Source organism: Streptomyces sp. NPDC050548 (genome assembly GCF_044457385.1).
In the GTDB taxonomy this organism is placed as follows: domain Bacteria; phylum Actinomycetota; class Actinomycetes; order Streptomycetales; family Streptomycetaceae; genus Streptomyces.
Genome location: NZ_JBITGV010000021.1, coordinates 33,913 through 55,604, shown reverse-complemented (window position 1 = coordinate 55,604; position 21,692 = coordinate 33,913). Strand labels below are relative to the sequence as shown.

Sequence of the window (21,692 nt, the reverse complement as noted above, 5' to 3'; positions counted from 1 at the left end):
GTCCCTGTACCTGCCGATCTGCAGCGCCGAGCGCTCCTACTTCGTCTCCGCGCGCGGACGCCAGGTGCCGTCGAGCGGGATGCCGGCGGCCTCCGCGATCCGGTCGCGTGAGGCGAGCAGGCGGGAACGGAGGGCCGGCAGGTCGACTCCCACGAGCGCTCCGTCGCGCTTGACCACGCGGCCGGCGACGAGAACCGTGTCGACCAGGCCGGGGTGCCCGGCACTGACGAGGGTGGCGGCCGGGTCGGTGACCGGGAAGACGGTCAGGTCGTCGGTGCGGAGCAGGATGATGTCGGCGTCCTTGCCGGGCGTGATGCTGCCGACCCGGGCGTCGAGGCCGCAGGAGCGGGCGGCGTCGACGGTGGTGAACTCCAGCAGGTCGCGCGAGCGCAGGCCGCCGTCCAGACCGCGCTGTACGGCGAAGGCGGTGCGGAGCGTGGAGAACATGTCGCCGCCGACGGACGGGACGTCGTCGACGGACAGCGTCGGCCGCAGTCCCGCCGCCAGTACCCGGCCGGTCATCGGCCAGCCGAAGCCCATCTTCAGCTCCACGTCCGGGCTGATCGACACCGAGCTGCCCGCGTCGGCGAGCATGCGCAGCTCTTCGTCACCGAGCCCGTTGGCGTGCACGAAGGTGGTGGTGTCCCGCAGCAGGCCGTGCTCGTGCAGATCGGCGACCGGTCGCCGCGTACCGTCGCCGCCGCTCGCACCGTCGCCGTCGACGTGCAGGCTGGTGCGCAGGCCGAGTTCGGCCGCGAGCTTCAGTTCGCGGGCGACGGTGTCCATGCCGGTGTCCTCGGCTCCGCGCAGCCCCAGCGCCATGGTGACCAGGCCGTCCCCGGCCAGCTCGGCGCGGACGCGGCGGATGTCTGCGTCGACGGAGTCGGCGGTGCCCCAGCCGGCGCCGAGGCAGAAGATCGACCGGCCCGGCGCGTCCCGCAGGGCGGCGACGGCGGCGTCCTCGTGCGCGTGGCTCTGCGCGACGTGGTACCAGTCCAGCATCGTGGTCACCCCGGAGTGCAGGGCCTCCAGGCGGCCGAGCAGGGTGCCCGCGTAGACGTCCTCGGGCCGGTAGTGGGGCTTGACCGTGCCGTGCATGGCCACCGCCCACTCGGGGAACGTCCAGTCGGCGCCGACGCCTCGGAACGCGGTCTGCCAGGAGTGGCGGTGGTTGTCGACGAAGCCGGGCATGACGATCCGGTCGGTCGCGTCGATGACCTCGGCGTCCGGCGCGTCGATGCGCTCGGCCACCTGGACGATCACACCGTCGTCGATCAGCACGTCCCCGCGTGGGAGGTCGCCGACGGCCGGGTCCATGCTGACCACGGTGCCGCCGGTGAGCAGGGTCTTCATCGTAGGAACTCCTTCACAGACGTTTCGGGACGGTTCAAGATCATGTTGTGGCAGCCGCGGTGACCGCGCTCGCGACTTCCGGGGGCGAGCCGGGGCACTGGGAGTCCGCCGCGTCCGCTGCTGCGGGCGGCCGGCGAGGGCGAACATCGCCACCAGGCCGCCGGTGGCGACAGCTGCACGCGGGTGTCGGGCCGGCCGGCCCTGAGGCTCAGGGTCGTGAGTACGCGGGTCGGCGCGGGTCGGGCCGCCGCGCCCTATGTCTCCCCGGCGCCTCTTCGCCGCCGGGCGAGCCGTCGTTCAGGCAGTCGCGGTCCCGGCCAGCACCGCGTCGGCCGCGGCGAGCGCGTCGGCGACCAGGTCGGCCGTGTCCTCCGTGCCCGCGGCGAGCCGGACCAGGCCGAGCGGAACCGACTCCGCCAGCTGTTCCTCGCTGAGCATGCCGCGCCACATGGACGCCGGATGCACGGCCAGCGACTCGACGCCGCCGAGGCTGGCGGACCGGCGGGGGTAGCGCAGGTGGCCGAGGAAGGCGTCGGCCATCTCGAAGCCGCCGGTGAACTCGATGCCGAGCACCCCGCCGAAACCGCTCATCTGGTCGACTGCCAGCTTGTGTTGGGGGTGGGTCGGCAGACCGGGATAGTGCACCTTGGCCACCGCCGGATGCACGGCCAGGGCCTCCGCAAGTGCCAGGCCGTTGGCGTTGTGCCGGGGCATCCGCAGCGGCAGGGTGCGAATGCCGCGCAGCAGGAGCCATGCGTCGATCGGGCCGAGCGTGGCACCGGTGAGCAGGCCGACGTCCCAGACGCGGTCGAGGATCTCCGCCGACCCGGCGAGCACTCCGGCGGAGACGTCCGAGTGGCCGTTGAGGTACTTGGTCGCGCTGTGCCAGACAAGGTCGACGCCGAATTCCGTCGGCCGCTGGTTGAGCGGGGTGGCGAAGGTGTTGTCGGCGACGGTCAGTACGTCGTGGGCGCGGGCCAGGTCCGTGACGGCGCGCAGGTCGGTGATCTGCAGCAGCGGGTTGCTCGGGGTCTCCACCAGGATCAGGCGGGTCTCAGGAGTCAGTGCCCGCGCGAACGCCTCGGGGTCGGTCTGGTCCACCAGGGTGGTCGACACGCCGAGGCGCGGCAGCAGGTTCAGCAGCACCGACGCCGTACCGCCGTAGGTGGACTTCTGCCCGATGACGTGGTCGCCGGCGGACACCAGGGCCAGGACGGCGGTGGTGAGCGCGGCCATTCCGGACGCGGTGACCATGGCCGCCTCGGTGTGCTCCAGTTCGGCGACGACGGCCGCGACCTGGGCGTGGTTCGGGTTGCCGAAGCGGGTGTAGAAGTCCTGGCCGCGTGGGGCGACGGCGCCCTGTGCGAACGTCTCCGCGTCCTCGGCCGAGAACGCCGCCGTCTGGTAGATCGGCGGTGCCACGGCACGGCTGGGGTGGACCTCGCGATCGGCGTGAACGGTGATGGTGCTGCTGCCCGGCATGGCTGCCCTCCGTGGACCGTCGGTATGACTCCATGAAGCGTGGCCGACCGGAGCTCCGATGTATCCGGATCTCGGCAACTTTGGCAGCAAATTGCGCTCATCGAGGGCGCACGATTGTGCTAGGCAATCCGCTGGAGCAATAATCTGCCACCATGGATGAGGTGGACCGGTCGATCCTGGCCGTACTCGAACAGCACGGCCGCATCAGCAACAACGAGCTCGCGGCCCGGGTCGGGCTGTCGCCTTCCCCCTGTCTGCGGCGGGTGCGTCAGCTGGAGGAGGCCGGGGTGATCCGCGGCTACCGTGCGCTGATCGATCCCGCCGCGGTCGGGCGTGGGCTGCGGGTGTTCGCGGGGGTACGGCTGCTGCGGCACACCCGCGCGGACGTGGTCGCGTTCGAGGCTGCCGTGACCCGGCTGTCCGAGGTGGTCCACGCCCACCACATCACCGGCAACTTCGACTATCTGCTCCAGGTCGAGGTGGCCGATCTGCCGGCCTACGAGGACTTCCACGCCAACCAGCTGGCGAGCCTGCCCGGCGTGGCCACGGTGACCAGCTACGTCAGCATGAAGACGCTGGCGCCCGGCGGCGCGTGAGGATCGCGGTCAGAGGGTGATGGTGCCGCGGACACAGATCGTGGCGGCGCCGCTGACCCACACCGTGCCGTCCGGGTCGGCGGTGATCTCGATGCTCGCGGCCCGTCCCACCCGGGTGCCCTGGGAGACGCGGTAGGAGGAGGGCGCGGCGCCGGTGGAGATGAGCCACTGGCCGACGCCGGCGTTCATGCTGCCGCAGGCCGGGTCCTCGGGCACGTCGACGGCGGGGGCGAAGGTGCGCATCTCGTAACGGTACGGATGCCCGTCGGGGTGGGCGCCGATCGCGCCGACCATCGCGCCCGGGATGAGGGAGAGGTCGGGTTCGAGGGCCAGGACCTCCTCGGCCGTGGGAAGTTGGAGCACGGCCCAGCCCGGACCGTTGTCGACCCACTGGTGGGCCACGACCCGGTCCCGCTCGATGCCGAACGCGGCCGTGATCCGCCGCAGGTACTCGTCGTCGAGCGCGCCCTCGCGCACCCGGGGCGGTGCGGCGAAGGACAGGGTGTCCTCGCCGCGGCGCACGGTGACCAGGCCCGCGGCGCACTCCTGCACGATGCGGCCGGCGTCGCGCGGTGTGCCGCCGCCGTCCAGCCAGGCACGCGCGGAACCGAGCGTGGGGTGACCGGCGAACGGCAGCTCTCCCCCGGGCGTGAAGATCCGCAGCCGGTAGTCCGCCTCCGGGGCGGTGGGGGGCAGTACGAACGTGGTCTCGGAGAGGTTCGTCCAGCGCGCGAGGCGCTGCATCTCGTCGTCGGTCAGGTCCGTCCCGTCCAGGACGACCGCGACCGGGTTGCCGGAGTAGGGGCTCGTGCAGAACACGTCGACCTGTACGAACGAGCGGGGGCGCGGCATGGTCATCAAGGGCCTTTCGAGCGGCTGCGGCGGGAAGCGGGTCCATCCCAGCGGGCAGGTGCGCGGCGAGGACAGGGCCAGCCGCAACAAAGTGGATTGATTCGTACCCTGGGCCGGAAGGAGAGGTTGGAACGACGAGTGAAAGACAGCAGATCCAGGAATCCGGCCCAAGCAGGTCAGCCGCTGAACGAGACGGACGGCCGGATCGCCGCCGCGCTGCTCGCCTCCCCGCGGGCCTCGTGGCGCACGGTCGGGCGTGTCCTGGGCATCTCGGAGCGGACCGTGGTGCGTCGCGCGGCACCGCTGTTCCACGACCGGACGCTGCGCGCCACCGCCGTACGCAACCCCTTGTGGTTTCCCGATCTGATTCCGCTGGCCCTGCGCATCAGTGCCGGCCCAACCGGATCAGCGCCATCGCCGCCACCCTGGCCCGCCGCGCCGACACCGTCTGGGTGGACGTCCTCGGCGGCGGTGACGAGATCTGCACCATCCTGTTCCTGGACGGGCCGGACGCGCGCAACTCGCTGCTGCTGCGCGACCTTCCCGCCACTCCCGCCGTCCAGTCGTGGACCTCGCACATCCTTCTGCGGGTCTTCCCGGCGGCCTTCGACTGGAGCGGCGGGCTGCTGACGGAGGGCGAGTTGGCCGGCCTGCGCACGGAGCACTCCGCGCCGGACGTCCGCCCAGGTCTCCAGCCGGTCGACCACGCCCTGGTCGCGGCCCTGATCGAGGACGGGCGGGCCTCCGACGCCGATCTCGCGCGCCGCGCCGACACCACCCCGCTCACCGCCCGGCGCCGGCTGGAGGCGCTGGTGGACAACCAGGTGCTCAGACTCGCGACCGAGGTCGACCTGGCCCGGCTCGGCATCCGTACCGAGGCACTGCTGTGGATCACCGTCGCACCCGGCGGTCTGGAGGAGACGGGCCGCCGGCTCAGCCGCCATCCGCAGGTCCGGTTCGCCTCCGCCACCACCGGCGCCACGAACCTCCTCGTGGCGGTCGCCGCCACCGATCTCGACGCGCTCTACCACTTCGTGAGCGACACCATCGGCGCCCTCCCCCACATCTCCACCCTGGAGGTCACGCCCCTGCTGAGCGGGGTCAAGCGGACCGGTCTGGTCCGCCCCGGGAGCCTCTGAACCGACGGCGTCACGGCGGACCGACCACGCGGCACGGCACGACCGTTTGGTTACCAAGCCCGATCACCTGTGACCGTTTCCCGCGAGAGGGTTTAGCGCCGTGCTCGGGCCGTGCAGGATGGGACCGTGGTAGGCAACCTCCCCGTCGTGACGACCAGCTTCGTCGGCCGCGCAAGCGAACTCGACGCAGTCAGAACGGCGTTGACGCAGCATCGGTCGGTCACTCTCACCGGTGGCGGAGGTGTGGGCAAGAGCCGCCTGGCGCTGCGCGTCGCGGAGCAGGTCCGGGACCGGTACGCCGACGGGGTCTGGTGGGTCGACCTGTCGAACCTCTACGACGACCGGCTGTTCACCGCCACGGTCTGCGACGCCGTCGATCTCCTGGACCACAATCCGCGCGCTCCCGTCGAGGCACTGTGCGAGTGGCTGGCCGGCCGGCAGGTGCTGCTCGTCTTCGACTGCTGTGAGCGCGTGCTGCCCGCCTGTCTCCTCCTGGTGAGCGAACTCCTCGCCTCCGCCCCGGGGTTGACGGTCATCGCCACCAGCAGGCAGCCCATCGGTGTCCGGGGGGAGCAGCTCGTCGAGGTGGCTCCGCTGTCGATGGACGACGGCGGTGCGAGCGATGCCGTACGTCTGTTCCGCGACCGCTGTGCCACGGCCGCCCCGGACGTCTCCCTCGACTCCCCCGCCTCCGCCGAGACCGTCGCCGCCATCTGCCGTCGCCTGGAGGGAATCCCTCTCGCCGTCGAACTGGCCTGCGCGCGGCTGCGGGAGAACAGCCTGGGCGAGATCGCCGAACGCCTCGCCTCACGTCTCGACACGCTCGTCGACGAGACCGCGTGGCCCCGGCGCCACCGGGCCCTTCGCACGGCGATCGGCTGGAGCCACGAACTGTGTTCTCCGCTGGAACGCCTGCTGTGGGCCAGGCTCTCCGTCTTCCGCGGCCCCTTCGACGCGGCGGACGCGCGGTCCGTCTGCGCCGGCGGTCCGCTGGACGCCGACGCCGTCCCCCGGCTCCTCGACCGGCTGGCCGACCAGTCCGTGCTGCAACGGGTGGGCGTCCGCTACCGCATGCTCGACACACTCTGCGAGTACGGCGCCATGTGGCTCGCGGAACTCGGTGAGGAGCAGACGCTCGTCCACCTCCACGCCGCGCACTTCGCCACCGTGCTGGAAGAGGCCGAGGCCGGCTGGCTCAGTGAACAACAGGTCGCCTGGTACGCGCGGATCTCGGCCGGCCACAGCGACGTGCGCGCGGCCCTCGACCACCTCATCGAGACGGATCCCGAGGCCGCCGTGGCAATGGCCGGCCGCACCGGCCTGTTCTGGCCCTGCTGCGGGCACCTCCACGAATCCCGCGACTACCTCGAACGCACCCTGGCCCTCGACACACCCAAGGGCCCCTCCCGCACCCGCGCCCTGTGGGCCCTGGGCGTCACCCTCACTCTCCAGGGCGACCACCGCAGCGCCCTGCGTATCGGAGAGGAATGCACCGCCGCCGCGCACCAGGACGGCGACCCGCAGTCGGAGCTCTTCGCCGCCCACACCGTCGGCCTCACCCACCTCATGGCGGGCCGTCCCCAGGACGCGTACGAGGTCTGCGACCACGCCCTGATCGCCCACGGCCAGTCGCCGCCGTCGGGCGCCCCGCAACTCTGCTGCATGGTGATCCGCACCTTCGCCCACTCCGCGCTGGGCCGGCTGGCCGAGGCCTACGAGGCGGCCGTCGCCCTGCGCCGCCTCAGCGTGCGGTACGGCGAGCACTGGGCGCGGTCGTACGCCTTCCACCAACTCGCCTTCATAGACCTCCTCCAGGGACGCGCGCACGACGCCGAACTCCATGCCCGGGCCATGCTCACCAGCAAGCACAACCTCAACGACAATCTCGGCATCGCCCTCGCACTCGACCTCCTCACCGGGGCGAACGCGGTCCAGGGCAATGGCATCGCGGCGGCGCGCACGTCCGGTACCGGGAACACCTTCTGGCGCATGCTCGGCCACCCGAACCACGGCACCCCCGAACTCTCCGCCGTCCGCGAGGAATGGGAGCACCAGGCCCGCAAGGCGGTCGGCGACGACGCCTACGACAGCGCCTTCCGCAACGCCCTGAACAACGACGCCGAACAGAGCCTGGCTCTCGTGATGCAGGGCCCGCTCTCCCCGCCTTTCGAATAACGTTATCGCGCACAGCGTCGCAGCCGTTTCCTCGCACGGCAAGCGCCCTGGACGTCAGGCCGGCACCTCCCCCGACCCCCGAACCTTCAACGTGACCGGCACGACCACGGACTGCACGGGACGTGCGGGGTCGGCGATACGGGCGCGCAGTAGCTCGACGGCTGTCCGGCCGATCTCGGCGGTCTGCTGGGCGATGACGGTGAGGGCGGGTTGCAGGAGGTCGGCCAACGGGACCTCGTCGAAGCCGACCAGTGCCAGGCGGGAGGCCGACTGTGGGCCGAGGTGTCGTAGGACCGCGAGGGTGGTGTCCATGTTGCCGGTGACCAGGGCGGTCGCAGGGGCCGGGCCGTGGAGGGCGGTGGCGAGGGCCGCGGCCACGCGTTCCGGGGTGATCTCGCCGGGGTGCACCAGGCCCTCGACCGGCTCGCCGTGGGCGCCCAGGGCCGCGCGGAAGGCCGCGGCGCGCTCGCGGCCGGAGAAGACGCGTTCGCTGTCGCCGATGTAGGCGATGCGGCGGTGGCCGTGCCGGTGGAGGTGGTGGAAGGCCATGCCGATGCCGGAGGCGTTGTCGGACATCACGCAGTCCACGGAGATGCCGCTCATCGGGCGGTCCATGGCCACCAGCGGGACGCCCGCGTCCAACTCCGGTTGCAGGTAGGCGTGGTTCTCGCCGAACGGCTCGACGATGATGCCGTCGAGGCGCTGCCTGCACATGGAGATCAGGATGTCGTGCTCCCTCTTCTCGTCGAAGTCCGTGGAGGCGGCGAAGAGGGTCAGGCCGGCGTCCCTGGCGGTCCTTTCGATGGCGGCGAGTTCCGGGTTGACCTCGGCGATTCTGCGGACGGCGGCGCCGATCGTGCCGGTGACGCCGGTGCGGAGCTGGCGGGCGCGGTCGTCGGGGCGGTAGTTCAGCGCGGCGATCGCTGCCTCGACCTTGGTGACGTACTCCGGTCCCACCGTGGGGTCCTGGTTGACCACCCGGGAGACGGTGCGCAGGGCCACCCCGGCCTCGCGTGCGACGTCGACCATCGTCGGGCGCCGGGGCCGTCCCCCGCTCTCGCGCCGTGCTTGCGTCATCCGGCAGCTCCTCCTCGGATCCCTGAACGTGAATCCCTCGAAACATCGGACCGTTATCAGACCGGCCCTTGACACATTCCCGCAACGCGCTTCTATTCTCGCGATAACGTTATCCCGAGAGGCCACGAGGTGTCGATCCTGTTGGGTCCACCCCCGCCGTCGGGCCGCATCGTCCCTTCAGGAGACCTCCATGAGGCGCAAACGTCCGACCGTTGTCTGCCTCGCCGCAGCACTCGCCCTCACCGGATGCTCTGCCGCGTCCACCGGGGGCGCGAAGGGCGGCAGCGCCCTGACCTACCTCACCTTCGAGACCCCCAGCCTGACCGCGACGTTCTGGAACACTTCGATCGCGAGCGCCGAGAAGAAGGTGCCGGGCGTCACGGTGAAGAAGATCGTCGCCCCGAGTACCGACCGGGACGCCTACGCCAAGCAGTTGCAGGCCTCCGGGCAGTTCCCGGATCTGCTCCAGTCGATCACCCCGTCGACGTTCGCGACGGCCGGGCTGCTCAAGCCGTACGACCAGAAGTGGGTGAACGCCAACTTCCTGCTGCCGCTGGGCAACGCCTACAAGGGCAAGGTCTACATCCCGCCGACCAACTCGCAGATCATCCCCGAGGTCTTCTACGACAAGAAGCTGTTCGCCAAGGCCCACATCGCCCAACCGCCCAAGACCTGGGCGGAGTTCATGTCCGTGTGCGCCAAGCTCAAGGCCGCCGGTGTCACCCCGGTCGAGCTGGGCGGCGGCGATCCCTTCTCGGCGTCGATGCCGCTGACCGGCATCCTCTCGGCCGACGTGCTGGGCAAGAACCCGAACTGGCTGAAGGAACGCTACGCGGGCAAGGTCAAGTTCACCGATCCCGACGTCAAGGCGGCGGTGGGCAAGTACCGGACGATGGTGAAGAACGGCTACTTCGAGGACGGCGCCCTGGGCGTCAAATACGCCGACTCCATCACGAACTTCACGTCCGGCAAGACCGCGATGTACATGATGGGCAGCTGGTTCCTCGGCGCGGTGCCCAAGGACCACGCCGACGACTTCGGCGCCTTCCTCACCCCGACCGAGGACGGCTCGCTCGTGGTGCCGTTCTCGGTGGGCGGCTCGATGGCGATCAGCGCGAAGACGAAGGACCCCGCGAAGGCGACCGCGTTCGCCGAGGCCTGGTCGCTGGACCCGGCCAACTACAAGGCCCTGATCGAGGGCGACGGCGCGTTCCCGATGCTCAAGGGCAAGACCCTCGACGACTACGGCGTCCACGTCACCAAGGTCTTCAAGGACTCCTACTCGTACGTCACCCAGCAGAACACGAAGGTCTCGTCGTTCGGCTGGGCCACCAACGACGACTCCATGCCCTCCGGGCTCAACAACGCCTTCTACGCGGCCAGTCAGGCGCTGTACTCCTCCGACGACGTCGACGGACAGCTGGCCAAGCTGGACGCCGCCTGGGACTCGGCGACGAAGTAAGGAAGCCGCCATGACCACCCGAGTCCGCGCCCGCCGCGGCGACCCCGCTCTGGGCGCGATCGCGCTCCTCGCCCTGGGCCTGTACGCCCTGTTCATCGTCGTGCCCGTGCTGATGAGCGCCTGGAAGAGCCTCACCGACGAGAACCCGCTGCTGGCCCGCGCCGACTTCGTCGGTCTCTCCAACTACCGGGAGATGGCGCACGACAGCGCCCTCGCCGACAGTCTCGGCTTCACCCTCCTGCTGGCCGGCGCGGTGACGGTCGTCGCCAACGCCGCCGGCATCGGCTTCGCGATGCTGCTGAACCGGACCTCGCTGAGCTTCCGGATGATGCGTACTCTCGCGTTCCTGCCACAGGTGCTGTCCGGGGTCATCGTCGGCTTCGTCTGGCGCTACATCCTGGCCCGGGACGGCATCCTCGACAACGTCCTCGTCTCCCTGGGGATCATCGACAAACCGATCACCTGGCTGGGCAGTCCGCACCTGGCCGCCTTGTCCGTGGGGATCGTCTCGGCCTGGGTGCTGACCGGGTTCACCACCGTCGTCCACCTCGCCGCACTCCAGTCGATCCCCGTGGAGCTGTACCAGGCCGCGATGGTCGACGGGGCCGGCCGGTGGCAGCGGTTCCGCCGGATCACGTTCCCGATGCTGGCCCCGGGCACCACCATCAGCGTCACGATCTCGCTGATCACGATGCTGAAGCTCTACGACATCATCACCGTGCTCACCTCGGGCGGACCGGCCAACTCCACGCAGTCCACGGCCCTTTACATCATCCAGCTCGCCTTCACGGACGACCGCTACGGCTATGCCTCGGCCGTCGCGATGCTCCTGCTCGTCGTCTCGATCGTGATCGCGCTGTCCGTCACCGCCCTGCTGCGCCGCCGGGAGGTGGACCTGTGAGCACGTCGACCTCGCACCGGCCCATTGCACACGGGCGGACCACGACACCTCCGGCCGCACCGGTGCGGCGCAGGAGCCGCCGGCCCTGGGCCGGGCGCGGACACCTCGTGGCAGCCGCGCTGCTCACGCTGGCCTTCGTCAGCCCGGTCTATCTGACGATCGTCAACGCGTTCAAGACGCAGGACCAGATCGTGCGGGATCCGGCGGCTCCCCCGGCCCCGCCCACCACCCACAACCTGTCGGACGCACTCGCCCGGCCCGACCGGATCGTCCAGATCGGGCTCACCAATTCCGCGGTCACTGTGGCCATTTCGGTGCTGCTGATCATCCCGCTGGGCGCGGCCCTCAGCTTCTGGCTGTCCCGCCGCTCGGCCCGGCTGCGCAGGATCGTGCTGGCGGCCTTCGCCGCCGGTCTGATGATCCCGCCTGCGGTGGTGCTGCTGCCCACCATCCGCGTCCTGACCTTCCTGCACCTGGATCACACCTATCCGGGGCTCGTCCTGGCCAATGTCGGCGGCGGCTATCTGTCGTTCGCGGTGTTCGTCTACTCCGGGTTCCTGCGGTCGATCCCCGGCGAGATCATCGAGGCAGCGACCGTGGACGGCGCCGGGAGCCTGCGGATCTGGCGGACGATCGTCATGCCGCTGCTGCGCCCGGCCACCGCGACCGTGACGATCTTCCTGTCGCTGTGGATCTGGAACGACTTCATGAATCCGCAGTTCATCCTCGGCCCGCTGCACGGCCAGACGATCACCACCGGGCTCTATCTGTCGGTCGGTCAGTACTCCACCAACTACGCCCAGTTGTTCGGCGTGATGTTCCTGGCGGCGGTCATCCCGGTCGCCGGATACCTCGCGCTGCAGAAGCAGTTCATCGCGGGACTGACCTCGGGAGCCACCAAGTGACCACGAAGACCGACGAGTTGACCGTGGGCATCGGCCGGACGGGCGTCCCGGACCTGGCCGACGTCGCCGGGCACTGGGTCGGCGCCGACGAGATCGCGCATCTGCCTTCCCTGCGCAACCAGCGGGGCCAGGCCCACGTCAACCACGACCTGACCTCGCTTTCCTGGCTGGCCGCCCCGCCGTTCACCTTCGGCTACCACACCGGCGAGCTGCGCGTCGACGGCCAAGTCCCGGCCGCACAGCGGTTCTTGTGGAAACCGTGGGGCGTACTGCGCGAACACCGCCGCGCGGACGGCCTGTCGGTGACCACCGACACCCGCATGGCCCTCGACCGCGACCTCCTCCTGTGGCGGATCGAGGTCACCAACGACAGCGCCGAGTCCCGGACCGTCGAGCTGACCCAGGACCTCTTCGCGCTGGCCGCCCACTCCGAGGTCGGCTACGGCTGGCTCTACGACGGCCCGTGGAACCACGGAATGCACCACGATTTCATGGCACTTGAGCGCATCCGGGCCACGACGGGAGGAGGCGAGCCGCACTACCTCCTCTCCCCCGCGTCCCGGCGCCTGCGCCTCGGCAAGCCCCGGATCCCCGGCATCCAGCGCGACGAGGACCACGGCCCGATGCTCCTGGACGACGCGCTCCCCGCACACGTCAGCCACGACAAGGCTCCGGAGCCACGCGCCGGTGTCACAGGAGCCGTACGGGGGCTGCGGGTGGCGCGTGCCGACGGCAGGGTGTTCCTGCGAGCCGCCGACGAGCCGATCGCGCTGTCGCCCGACGGCGAGACGACTCTCGCCCCCTTCGCCCTCTCCCCCGGCCTGACGATCGGCTTCGAGCTGCGACTCGATACAGCGGACCAGTCCGGGACCGTCCTCACCCACGGCAACCACCCCGACTCGCTGCAGATCGGTGTCGAGGACGGCCGGTTGTGGCTCGGCATCACGGGAGAGCGGGAGTTCACCGACGCCGAACTCCCCGTCGGGGCCTGGCGCCGGATTCGTATACAGGTGGAGGCCGACCACGTCGTGCTGCGGCTCGCGGGCGCCGAGATCGCCCGCACCCGGCACTGGACGGAGTCCCAGCGCTGGATGTCCCGTGTCGAGGACGGCACGGTCTCCTTCGCGGACTCGCGGTCACCGGCGCGCGCCGTCCACGCCTTCGCCGGACCACCCGCCGAACTCCGGACCACGGGCGCCGGCGGCCGGGCCACCTGGACCCACCGGCTCGAACCCGGCGGGCGCGTGTCCCTCGGGATCGTCTGCGCGTACGGAACCGACACCGACGCCGTCCGGGCCCAAGCCCGTGCCGCCGCCGCGGACTTCGAGGCGACGGCACGAGCCGGGGAGGACGGCTGGCGGCGGCTGTGGGCCAACATGTTCACCCCGGGCAACCCCGACTTCTCCGGGCACCTGCCGACCTTCACCACCGAGGACCCCGGACTCGCGCGCACCTACTACATGGGCGCCCTGCAGACGCTGTACCTGCGCAACACCCGTATCCGCCCCGGCGAACCGGTGTTCCTCACCGGCGGCCCCCGACTCGGCCCGACCACGACCTACTTCTGGGACCACTGCGAGTGGAGCCGCCTGTACGCCCTGCTGGAGCCGGCCGGACTGCGCTCCTGGCTGCTGCGGGTCCTGGCCGGGCCCTACCGGGACTCCTTCGGCGTCGAGAACCTCGGCGGCGGCCCCCTGGGCAACGCCTACAGCTCCACCGACTACGCCCTGTTCCGGCTGATCGAGCACTACGTCTGCGTCACCGGCGACTTCGCCTTCCTCGACGAGACGACCGGCGGGACCACGGTCCTCGCGCACTTGGAGCGGCTCGGGCTCGGCTGGCGCGAGCGCCGCAACCCGGCCACAGGGGGCGTGCTCGCCGACTTCGGTGCCGATCCATGGCAGTTGCTGGAGTGCGTGCCCACCTACACCGGTGTCGTCGCCTCCTTCAACGGCGCCTACGTCGCTTCGACGCGCTCGCTCGCCGGACTGTACCGACGGCTCGGCCGCACGGAGGAGGCCGAGCGGGCCGAGGCCGAGGCCGGCCAACTGGCCGCCGCGCTCCTGGACTTGTACGCCGGATCGGGCCGCTGGCGGATACTCCGGCCGGACGGGACCGACACCATCGGGCACTGTCTGGACTTCGGTCTCGTCGCGGCGGCCCTGCACCGCGAACTCCCGGACGGGACACGGCGGGAGATGGCCGACTTCGTCAACGACCGTCTGCTGGTGGGCGGTTGGATGCGGGCGCTGAGTCCCGACGATCCGATCGCCGCCGCCTCCGACCGTCCCGACCACGGCGCGGCGGGCGCCTTCGCCGCCTGGCCGGGTGTCACCGCCCACGGCCTGGCCCGCCTCGGCTACCGCGACCGGGCGATCGCTCTTCTGCGCGACCTCTCCTCCGCCGCGTCGGGCGGGCTGTGGGGCCAGGCCATGGAGATCGTCACCGGTCCGGACGGACAGCACGGGGCCCGGGTCGCCGAGCGCGGCACCGCCGCGCGCGACAACATCGCGGGCGCGGCCGGAGCGGAGGCGGTGCTGTCGGCCCTGTTCGACATCAACCCGACCTTCGCGACCGGCGACACCGCCCCGCTGCCGACCGCCCTGTCCGTCTCGGGCGTCGGCACGCTCACACAGCTCGGACCGGTCTCTTGAGCGACCAGGACCGTACCCACAGAAAGGCTGAGACCGTCATGCCGGCAGTTCGCGGCTACGAAGCCGAGCCGTGCCACAGCATCACAGGAGAGGTCGGTCTCGGGTACTTGGAGGCGGTCGCCCCACTCACGCCCGGGCTGGTCCTCGCCGTCGACGGTCCGGTGGCCGTCGACTGGGAGACGGTCGCCGCCGGTGTCCGCGACGCGCTGGCCGCCCGCGGCATCACGGCCAAGCAGATCGACCTGCGCGAGTACTTCGCCCCTTGGCCGGACATCCTCGCCCTCACCGCGTCCGCGGAGCTGGCGGACGACCCGGACTTCGCCCCCTTGTCCCGGGCGGGCATGGCCGACTTCTTCGCCGAACTGCCCGCGCCCGAGGCCCGCGCCGACTCCGTCACCGTCGTCTTCGGGCCGGGCGCGGGCCTGGTGTCGTACGACCTGCTCTGGTACGCGGACCTGCCCAAACGCCATGCCGAGGCCGGGATCACCGGTGGGAGCGGCCGCAATCTGGGGCAGCCGGCCGGGACCGGGGCGGGCACGACCAGACGGCTGTTCTACATCGACTGGCCCGTCCTGGACCGGCATCGCGACACGCTCGTCGGCCGTGTCGACCTGTGGCTGGACACCCAACTACCGCAGAATCCGGCCTGGTTGGCGGGCCCCGCGCTGCGCGAGGCGCTCGCCGGCCTGGCGGGGCGGCCGTTCCGTACCCGGCCCACCTTCAACACCACTTCATGGGGCGGGCATTGGGCCCAGGAACAGCTCGGCTTCAACCGCGAGGCGCCCAACACCGCGCTCGGCTACGAACTCATCGCACCGGAGAGCGGCATCCTCGTCGGCACCCCGGACGGCCCGCGCGTCGAGGTCCCGCTCCAGGCACTGGTCGCGCTGTACCCCGAACAGGTCCTCGGCGAAGGCGTGCACGCGACGTTCGGCACCTCGTTCCCGATCCGCTTCGACTATCTCGACACCGTCGGCGGCGGCAACCTGTCCGTCCACTGCCACCCCCAATCCGGCTACATGCGGCGGGTGTTCGGGTGGCCGTACACCCAGCACGAGACGTACTACATGATGCTCGGCGGGCCCGGAGGCAAGGTCTTCCTCGGCCTGCGCGAGGGCGCCGACCTGGCGGCCTTCAGGAGCGAGGCGGACCGGGCGTTCCACGACGGCGTGCCGTTCGACATCGAGCGCCACGTCCAGACCTTCCCCGCCGACCCGCACCAGCTCTTCCTCATCCCGGGCGGCACCCCGCACGGCAGCGGCGAGGGCAATGTCGTACTCGAAATCAGCGCGACGCCCTACCTCTACAGCCTTCGCTTCTACGACTGGCTGCGCACCGACCGCGCGGGGAAGCGGCGGCCGGTGCACGTGGACCACGCCTTCGAGAACCTCGATCCCGACCGGTCGGGAGAGGCCGTGGCGCGGGACCTGGTCCAGCAGCCTCGCACCCTGCGCTCGGGCGCGGGCTGGCGGGAGGACGTCATCGGGCGGCTCCCGGAGATGTTCTTCGAGGTCCGGCGGCTCGAACTGACCCCGGACACCGTCGTGAACGACGACACGGACGATCGTTTCCACGTCCTCAATGTCGTCGAGGGGGACGGCATCCTCCTGGAGACGAGCGGCGGACACTCCTACGAGCTGGCCTACGCCGAGACGCTGACCGTGCCCGCCTCGGTCGGCGCCTACCGGGTGCGGGCCCTCGGCGCGGAACCGGTGCGCTGTGTGAAGGCGCTGGTGCGATGAGTCCCGGCGACGGGAGTGTCGTGCCGGTGCTGGAGGTCGGCGGTACGCATGTGACCTCGGCGTGTGTGGACATCGGGACGCGTGGTCTGCGGTCCGGCCGGTCGTTCCGTGAACCGATGGACGGGGACGGAAGTGCCGACGAGATACTGTCCGCCCTCGTCCGGTGCGCGAGGCGCCTGGCCACCGACGGCTCGGGGCCGTGGGCCGTGGCGCTGCCCGGTCCCTTCGACTACGAGCGCGGGTTCGGGCGGTACGAAGGGGTGGGCAAGTTCGACGCCCTGCGGGACTTCGATCTCCGTACCGCCCTGACGGTCGCGCTGCCCGGCGCCACCGCGGTCAGTTTCTGGAACGACGCGGACGCGTTCGTGCTCGGCGAGTGGTGGGCCGGGGCGGCGCGCGGGCACCGGTCCGTCGTCGGGATCACCCTCGGAACCGGCGTGGGCTCCTGCTTCCTGCGGGACGGCCGCATCGTGCGGCAGGGGCCCGGGATCCCGCCCGAGGGCCGCGTCCACACCTTGCGGTACGCGGGCGGGCCGGTCGAGGAGACGGTGTCCAGGCGTGCCCTGCGACGGGTCTACGCGCGGGCCACCGGTGCCACGCCGCCCGACGTGCGGGAGATCGCCCGGCGGGCCCGGGAGGGCGACGCAGCGGCGGCCGATGTGTTCGCCGAGACGTTCACCGCCTTGGGAAGGGTGCTGGGCCCCTCGCTCGCCGCCTTCGAACCGACCGTTCTCGTGGTCGGGGGCGCCATCGCGGGCGCCTGGGACCTCGTGGCCGAACCACTGCGGGCGGGGCTCGTCGAAGCCGACCCGGAACGCAACCGACGCATCCTCATCAGCCCGGCGCAGCAACCGACTCAAGCCCCCCTGCTCGGCGCGGCCTACCTGGCCTCGGCGTGCGGTGAGGACCCTCGTGAAGGATGAGCAGAAAGGTCACACCGTAGTGGCATCCTCACTTCGCAACCGGAGACGCATCAGCGCTCTGCTGGCCTCGGCCCTGGTGGCCATCGGCCTGACCACTCTCCAAGGCGGCCCGTCCGCGACGGCCGCCGTACAGACCGGCGCCGATCCCACCACGGCCCAAGCCCTGCGCACCGTCGCGCAGTTCAAGGGCGAGTGGGACTCCCCGCCCACCGTCCTGTCGAACGGCGAGACCGTCGACGCCCCGCTCATGGGCAACGGTGACGTCGGTGTCGCGGTGGGCGGCTCCATCGACGACCAGACCTTCTACCTCGGCAAGAACGACTTCTTCTCCACCGCGACCAACGGCATCGAACCGCTGGGCCGGATCGTGCTCGCCGTCCCGGGGCTGGCCGGCGCCGGCCATCACGTCGTACAGAACATCGCCCAGGCACAGGTCGAGGGCACCTACACCCTCGGCAACCAGACGCTCTCGTCGAGGAGTTGGGTCTCCGCCACCGAGAATCTCTTCGTGACCACCCTGCGGCTGTCCGGCTCGCGCGCACAGGACGCGACCGTCACCGTGCAGGACGGTCTCGGGAAGACTCCGTCAACTTCCAGTAACAAGGGCGTACTTGACGCCGACGTACAGGCAGGCACCACCGACGCGCCCGGCAACCCGCACGCCCGTATCGCGACCAGCGTGCGCGGCACGACCGCGAAACCGGCGGGCAACCGGATCAGCCTCACCCTCAAGCCCGGCGTGACCTACACCCTCGTCGCGGCGATACAGAGCAGTCACGACACGCCTCGCTATCAGGAGGTCGCCCATACGACGGCCGCCCAACTCACCGACGGCACACTGGCGAAGCTGTACTCGGCCCACGAGTCATGGTGGCGCGCCTACTGGTCCCGGTCGTTCGTACAGATCCCCGACCAGGCGGTGGAGAAGAGCTGGTACGGCTCCCTCTATCTCCTCGGCTCGGTCTCGCGGGCCGGGAAGTACGCCCCGGGCCTGTGGGGCAACTGGACCACCGGGCCCATGAATTGGTACGGCGACTACCACGCCAACTACAACTACGAGGCGGCGTTCTACCCGACGTTGTCCACCAACCACGTTGCCCAGATGGGCAATTACGACGACCCGATCCTGGACTGGATGCCGAGAGGCAAGGCGAAGGCCGCTGCGGCCGGCTACAAGGGTGTCCTCTATCCCGTGGGCATCTCGCCCAACGGCACCAGTGCGGCGGACGACCTGTACAACCAGAAGTCCGACGCGGTGAACTTCGCCAGCGACATGGTGATGAAGTACGAGTACACGCGCAGCGCCTCCTACGCGCGCAAGGTCCTCCCCTACCTCCAGCAGGTCGGACTGTTCTGGCAGGACTACCTGACCTGGGACGCGGCCACGGGCACGTACATCATCGAGAACGACGCCCCGCAGGAGGGCGGCGTCTACCCGCAGACCAACAGCATCCTGTCCCTCGGCCTGGTGCACCTGCTGTTCCAGGGCCTGATCGACATGAGCCAGGACCTGCACATCAACGCCTCACAGATCCCCGCCTGGCAGCACATCGACAGCCACCTCGCGCCGCTGCCCACGATGACACGGAACGGCCGGACCGTCTTCCGGCAGACCTCCGAGGGCTCCGGCTGGGTCACCGACGGCAACGACGTCGCCATTCAGGCCGTCTACCCGGGCCTGCAAGTGGGGTTGAACAGCTCCGCCGACCTGCTCGCGACCGCGCGCAACACCGTCGAGCAGCTGAACAACTGGCACAGCGACAACTCCCCGGCCACCCTGTACGCGGCGGCGGCGATGGTCGGCTACAGCCCCAGCACCCTGATGGAGGAGTTGCACTCCGAGGCCACCGCCTACTCCTACCCGAACATGGCGGTGCACCACTACGGCGGCGGCATCGAGAACCTCAACGTCACCACCTCGGGGCTCGACGAGATGCTCCTGCAGTCCGCCCAGCACGACATCAAGGTCTTCCCGAACTGGCCCACCGACTCCAACGCCAAGTTCGGCGGCCTGCTCGCCTACGGCAACTTCGAGGTGTCCAGCAGCATCCGGAACAACGCGATCGAGTACGCCCGGATCACCAGCAGGTCCGGCGGCGACCTCGCCTTCACCAACCCCTGGCCCGGCAAGTCCGTGGAGTACTACGCGAACGGCGTCCACAAGGGCACCCTCTCGGGCACAACCCTCAAGCTGCGCACCACAGTTGGCGAGACGATCGACTTCGCGCCGGCGGGTACCAGCGAGGCCACCATCCGGCACGAGCTGTCCCAGCCGGCCGAGTCCGCGACAACGTCCGCGCTCACCACGGGCTTCGAGACCGGACAGCCCCAGCCGACCTGGACCGACACCGTCGACAACGTCGACACCCACGGCGACGGCAACTACGGCATCGCCGGCCTGTGCTGCGGTCTCACCGGTCCCCAGGCCACCCTGCGCACCGGTGAACAGGCCCACACCGGTGACACGTCGTTGATGTACTCGGGCCGTGCCGACGGCGGTCCGTACGACCACGCGTACATGCAGGTCTACGGCTTCAACGGCGCGCCGCTCACCGTCCGCGGCGACACCACGCTCAGCTACTGGATCTTCCCGCAGTCCAATGCCACCACCCCCTGGGTGGACGCCGGTTCCGACAACAGCACCTGCGTCGCCGTCGACCTGGTCTTCACCGACGGCAGCAACCTGAGGGACTCGGGCGCCACCGACCAGTCCGGCAACGGGGTCCATCCGGCCCGGCAGTGCGGGCACCTGACCCTGGACACCTGGAACCAGGTGACGGTGAACCTCGGCGCGGTCAGGGCGGGTCGGTCGATCAGCAAGGTGCTCCTGGGCTTCGACCGCTCGGGGGCCACGGGTGGCTACCGCGGCTATGTCGACGACCTGCACATCGGCTGACGTGCAACACCCACAGAGTTGAACGCGTTCAACTTATCCATCATGATGGTCCTCCCGTCGGGCAGCCCAGACCGTCGGGGCCGTCCGACGAGAGGACCACGATCATGACCAGTTCTCTGCTCACACCGCGAAGGCGTTCCCGTGTCGGCGCGACCGGCGGTGCGGCAGCGACGGGGAGCACGGCCCCGACACGGATCCTCGACTGGCGGGATCCGCTCGTGGCCCCGCTGCTCGACGGGCTCGACGCGACGGGGGACACGGGCCCCGTCCGCCGGATCGAGACCCTCCGCCTGGCCCACCGCCGGATCACCGAAGCGGTACGGCCGGTGTACTCGGTGCAGGACGAGCGACCGGTGTCCGAGGTGCTGCGCCGCGGCCGTGGCTCGTGCAGCCAGCGGCTCGCCGTACTCGAAGCCGTGGCGCGGGCCACCGGGACGGCCACCCGGGTGCGCGGTCTGCTGGTGGACGGGACGTTCTGGTATCCGCGCTTTCCCCGGTTGCGCCGGATCGTCCCGGACCGGGTGCTGCTGGCCTGGCCGGAATTCCGTCTTGACGAGGCGCCGTCCACCTCTTGGTTGGCGGTGTCCGAACTCTTCGGCAGCCTTGGGGAGTTGAGCGACGGTGGCGCCGCCGGTTTCACCAACTCCGGCTCGGAGACGCTCTTCGAGGCGCTGTCCCGAACGGCGGTCGACTGGGACGGTGCGACGACGCTCTGCCCGACGGGGGGCGCCGGGTGCGACCTCTCGGCCTACGTCGTGGCGGATCTGGGCCGCTTCGACTCGCGCGACGAACTCTTCGCGCGGCACGGTCAGACCCTGTGCCCGGTGGCGAGGGTGCTGGCCGAGCCCGTCATGGGGCGGCACCGGGCGGCGTAGCCGTCCGACGCCGCTGTCAGCCGAACGGCTCCAGGTACTTCTGGACGCGCCCGATCGGCCAGACCTCACCGATCTTGTGCGCGATGTCGAAGAGATTCGCCGCGTGGATGTCGGGATCCCGGTCGCCGACCGCCTCCTCGACCACGATCGGGACGAATCCGTGCTGCATGGCGTCGAGGGCGGTGGCGCGGACGCAGCCGCTCGTCGAGAGTCCCCCGATGAGGACCGTGTCGATGCGGGCGGCGGTGAGATGCTCGGCCAGCCCGGTTTCGAAGAAGGCGCTCGGGCATTGCTTCGTGATGGTCAGTTCGCCCGCGATCGGGGCCAGTCCGTCGATGAACTCGCCGAAGGGGCTCCCTTCGACGAATACCCGCAGGCTCGGCACCTTGCGTAAGAAGACCCCGCCGTCGCTGCCGTCCGCCCTCAGCAGCACCCGGGTGACGACGACCGGAATCCCGGCGCGGCGCGCGTCGGCCAGCAAGGTCCTCATCGCGTCGGCCGCCGGTTCGACGCCGGCGTAGAGCGGGCAGTCGGGGTCGACGTAGGCGCGGGCGGGGTCCACCAGGATCAGCGCCGGGGAGGTGCCGGGGCTGAGCCGCCCGTCGAGCCCGGCGCGCTCGTAGTCCTCCTCCTGTCGGGAACGACGGGTCATGGCGGCGT

At 70.6% G+C, this 21,692-nt stretch carries 17 protein-coding genes; 11 read left to right on the top strand and 6 right to left on the bottom strand.

What is annotated here, in order from left to right:
* Positions 1-36: 36 nt before the first annotated feature.
* Together ACIBJH_RS40260 and ACIBJH_RS40255 are read right to left on the bottom strand one after the other, a co-directional pair.
* Positions 37-1,353 carry an amidohydrolase family protein gene (locus ACIBJH_RS40260; RefSeq protein ID WP_399121901.1) on the bottom strand — a complete coding sequence of 439 codons (1,317 nt, stop codon included), beginning with the start codon at positions 1,351-1,353 and terminating at the stop codon, positions 37-39.
* A 297-nt stretch (positions 1,354-1,650) separates the two neighbouring features.
* Positions 1,651-2,835: a trans-sulfuration enzyme family protein gene (locus ACIBJH_RS40255; RefSeq protein WP_399121900.1), complete on the bottom strand. Its 1,185-nt coding sequence runs from the start codon at positions 2,833-2,835 to the stop codon at positions 1,651-1,653.
* A gap of 152 nt (positions 2,836-2,987) precedes the next feature.
* Between ACIBJH_RS40255 and ACIBJH_RS40250 the strand changes: the two genes are divergently transcribed.
* Positions 2,988-3,431, top strand: coding sequence for an Lrp/AsnC family transcriptional regulator (locus ACIBJH_RS40250; protein WP_399121899.1), 444 nt, complete (start codon positions 2,988-2,990; stop codon positions 3,429-3,431).
* 9 nt (positions 3,432-3,440) lie between these two features.
* Here the strand turns inward: ACIBJH_RS40250 and ACIBJH_RS40245 are convergent, their stop codons facing one another.
* Positions 3,441-4,289, bottom strand: a complete 849-nt coding sequence (locus tag ACIBJH_RS40245; protein ID WP_399121898.1) for a PhzF family phenazine biosynthesis protein — start codon at positions 4,287-4,289, stop codon at positions 3,441-3,443.
* A gap of 170 nt (positions 4,290-4,459) precedes the next feature.
* Complete coding sequence (locus tag ACIBJH_RS40240) at positions 4,460-4,615, bottom strand: hypothetical protein (protein ID WP_399121897.1); 156 nt, start codon at positions 4,613-4,615, stop codon at positions 4,460-4,462.
* A gap of 18 nt (positions 4,616-4,633) precedes the next feature.
* Here ACIBJH_RS40240 and ACIBJH_RS40235 point away from each other — a divergent pair, with 18 nt between their 5' ends.
* Together ACIBJH_RS40235 and ACIBJH_RS40230 are read left to right on the top strand one after the other, a co-directional pair.
* Entirely contained in the window at positions 4,634-5,422 is a 789-nt protein-coding gene (locus ACIBJH_RS40235) for an Lrp/AsnC family transcriptional regulator (protein WP_399121896.1), read from the top strand.
* Between the two features lie 147 nt (positions 5,423-5,569).
* Complete coding sequence (locus ACIBJH_RS40230) at positions 5,570-7,597, top strand: ATP-binding protein (RefSeq protein WP_399121895.1); 2,028 nt, start codon at positions 5,570-5,572, stop codon at positions 7,595-7,597.
* Between the two features lie 54 nt (positions 7,598-7,651).
* Here ACIBJH_RS40230 and ACIBJH_RS40225 read toward each other — a convergent pair whose 3' ends face one another.
* Positions 7,652-8,674: a LacI family DNA-binding transcriptional regulator gene (locus ACIBJH_RS40225; protein ID WP_399121894.1), complete on the bottom strand. Its 1,023-nt coding sequence runs from the start codon at positions 8,672-8,674 to the stop codon at positions 7,652-7,654.
* A gap of 190 nt (positions 8,675-8,864) precedes the next feature.
* Between ACIBJH_RS40225 and ACIBJH_RS40220 the strand changes: the two genes are divergently transcribed.
* The 8 genes from ACIBJH_RS40220 to ACIBJH_RS40185 all read left to right on the top strand — a co-directional run bounded on the left by ACIBJH_RS40220 (position 8,865) and on the right by ACIBJH_RS40185 (position 21,032).
* Positions 8,865-10,136, top strand: coding sequence for an ABC transporter substrate-binding protein (locus tag ACIBJH_RS40220; protein WP_399121893.1), 1,272 nt, complete (start codon positions 8,865-8,867; stop codon positions 10,134-10,136).
* Positions 10,137-10,146: 10 nt separating this feature from the next.
* Positions 10,147-11,037: a carbohydrate ABC transporter permease gene (locus ACIBJH_RS40215; protein WP_399121892.1), complete on the top strand. Its 891-nt coding sequence runs from the start codon at positions 10,147-10,149 to the stop codon at positions 11,035-11,037.
* Positions 11,034-11,942: a carbohydrate ABC transporter permease gene (locus ACIBJH_RS40210; RefSeq protein WP_399121891.1), complete on the top strand. Its 909-nt coding sequence runs from the start codon at positions 11,034-11,036 to the stop codon at positions 11,940-11,942. Before ACIBJH_RS40215 ends, ACIBJH_RS40210 begins: the two co-directional genes overlap by 4 nt.
* Entirely contained in the window at positions 11,939-14,596 is a 2,658-nt protein-coding gene (locus ACIBJH_RS40205) for a hypothetical protein (RefSeq protein ID WP_399121890.1), read from the top strand. Before ACIBJH_RS40210 ends, ACIBJH_RS40205 begins: the two co-directional genes overlap by 4 nt.
* A gap of 38 nt (positions 14,597-14,634) precedes the next feature.
* Positions 14,635-16,338 (top strand): class I mannose-6-phosphate isomerase, encoded by a 1,704-nt coding sequence (locus ACIBJH_RS40200; protein WP_399121889.1) that lies wholly within the window; start codon positions 14,635-14,637, stop codon positions 16,336-16,338.
* On the top strand, positions 16,335-17,261 hold the full coding sequence (locus ACIBJH_RS40195) for an ROK family protein (RefSeq protein WP_399121888.1): 927 nt from the start codon (positions 16,335-16,337) through the stop codon (positions 17,259-17,261). The genes ACIBJH_RS40200 and ACIBJH_RS40195 overlap by 4 nt, the downstream gene beginning before the upstream one ends.
* Positions 17,262-17,280: 19 nt before the next feature.
* Positions 17,281-20,157, top strand: a complete 2,877-nt coding sequence (locus ACIBJH_RS40190; protein WP_399121887.1) for a glycosyl hydrolase family 95 catalytic domain-containing protein — start codon at positions 17,281-17,283, stop codon at positions 20,155-20,157.
* A 104-nt stretch (positions 20,158-20,261) separates the two neighbouring features.
* Positions 20,262-21,032: a transglutaminase domain-containing protein gene (locus ACIBJH_RS40185; RefSeq protein WP_399121886.1), complete on the top strand. Its 771-nt coding sequence runs from the start codon at positions 20,262-20,264 to the stop codon at positions 21,030-21,032.
* Between the two features lie 16 nt (positions 21,033-21,048).
* On the opposite strand, the gene ACIBJH_RS40180 is transcribed toward ACIBJH_RS40185, so the two are convergent.
* Entirely contained in the window at positions 21,049-21,684 is a 636-nt protein-coding gene (locus ACIBJH_RS40180; RefSeq protein WP_399121885.1) for an isochorismatase family protein, read from the bottom strand.
* Positions 21,685-21,692 lie beyond the last annotated feature (8 nt).

Bases quoted from the DNA above. Each gene is read 5' to 3' on its own strand.
- ACIBJH_RS40260 (WP_399121901.1), bottom strand. From the start codon at position 1,353: ATGAAGACCCTGCTCACCGGCGGCACCGTGGTCAGCATGGACCCGGCC.
- ACIBJH_RS40255 (WP_399121900.1), bottom strand. From the start codon at position 2,835: ATGCCGGGCAGCAGCACCATCACCGTTCACGCCGATCGCGAGGTCCAC.
- ACIBJH_RS40250 (WP_399121899.1), top strand. From the start codon at position 2,988: ATGGATGAGGTGGACCGGTCGATCCTGGCCGTACTCGAACAGCACGGC.
- ACIBJH_RS40245 (WP_399121898.1), bottom strand. From the start codon at position 4,289: ATGACCATGCCGCGCCCCCGCTCGTTCGTACAGGTCGACGTGTTCTGC.
- ACIBJH_RS40225 (WP_399121894.1), bottom strand. From the start codon at position 8,674: ATGACGCAAGCACGGCGCGAGAGCGGGGGACGGCCCCGGCGCCCGACG.
- ACIBJH_RS40220 (WP_399121893.1), top strand. From the start codon at position 8,865: ATGAGGCGCAAACGTCCGACCGTTGTCTGCCTCGCCGCAGCACTCGCC.
- ACIBJH_RS40215 (WP_399121892.1), top strand. From the start codon at position 10,147: ATGACCACCCGAGTCCGCGCCCGCCGCGGCGACCCCGCTCTGGGCGCG.
- ACIBJH_RS40200 (WP_399121889.1), top strand. From the start codon at position 14,635: ATGCCGGCAGTTCGCGGCTACGAAGCCGAGCCGTGCCACAGCATCACA.
- ACIBJH_RS40195 (WP_399121888.1), top strand. From the start codon at position 16,335: ATGAGTCCCGGCGACGGGAGTGTCGTGCCGGTGCTGGAGGTCGGCGGT.
- ACIBJH_RS40185 (WP_399121886.1), top strand. From the start codon at position 20,262: ATGACCAGTTCTCTGCTCACACCGCGAAGGCGTTCCCGTGTCGGCGCG.
- ACIBJH_RS40180 (WP_399121885.1), bottom strand. From the start codon at position 21,684: ATGACCCGTCGTTCCCGACAGGAGGAGGACTACGAGCGCGCCGGGCTC.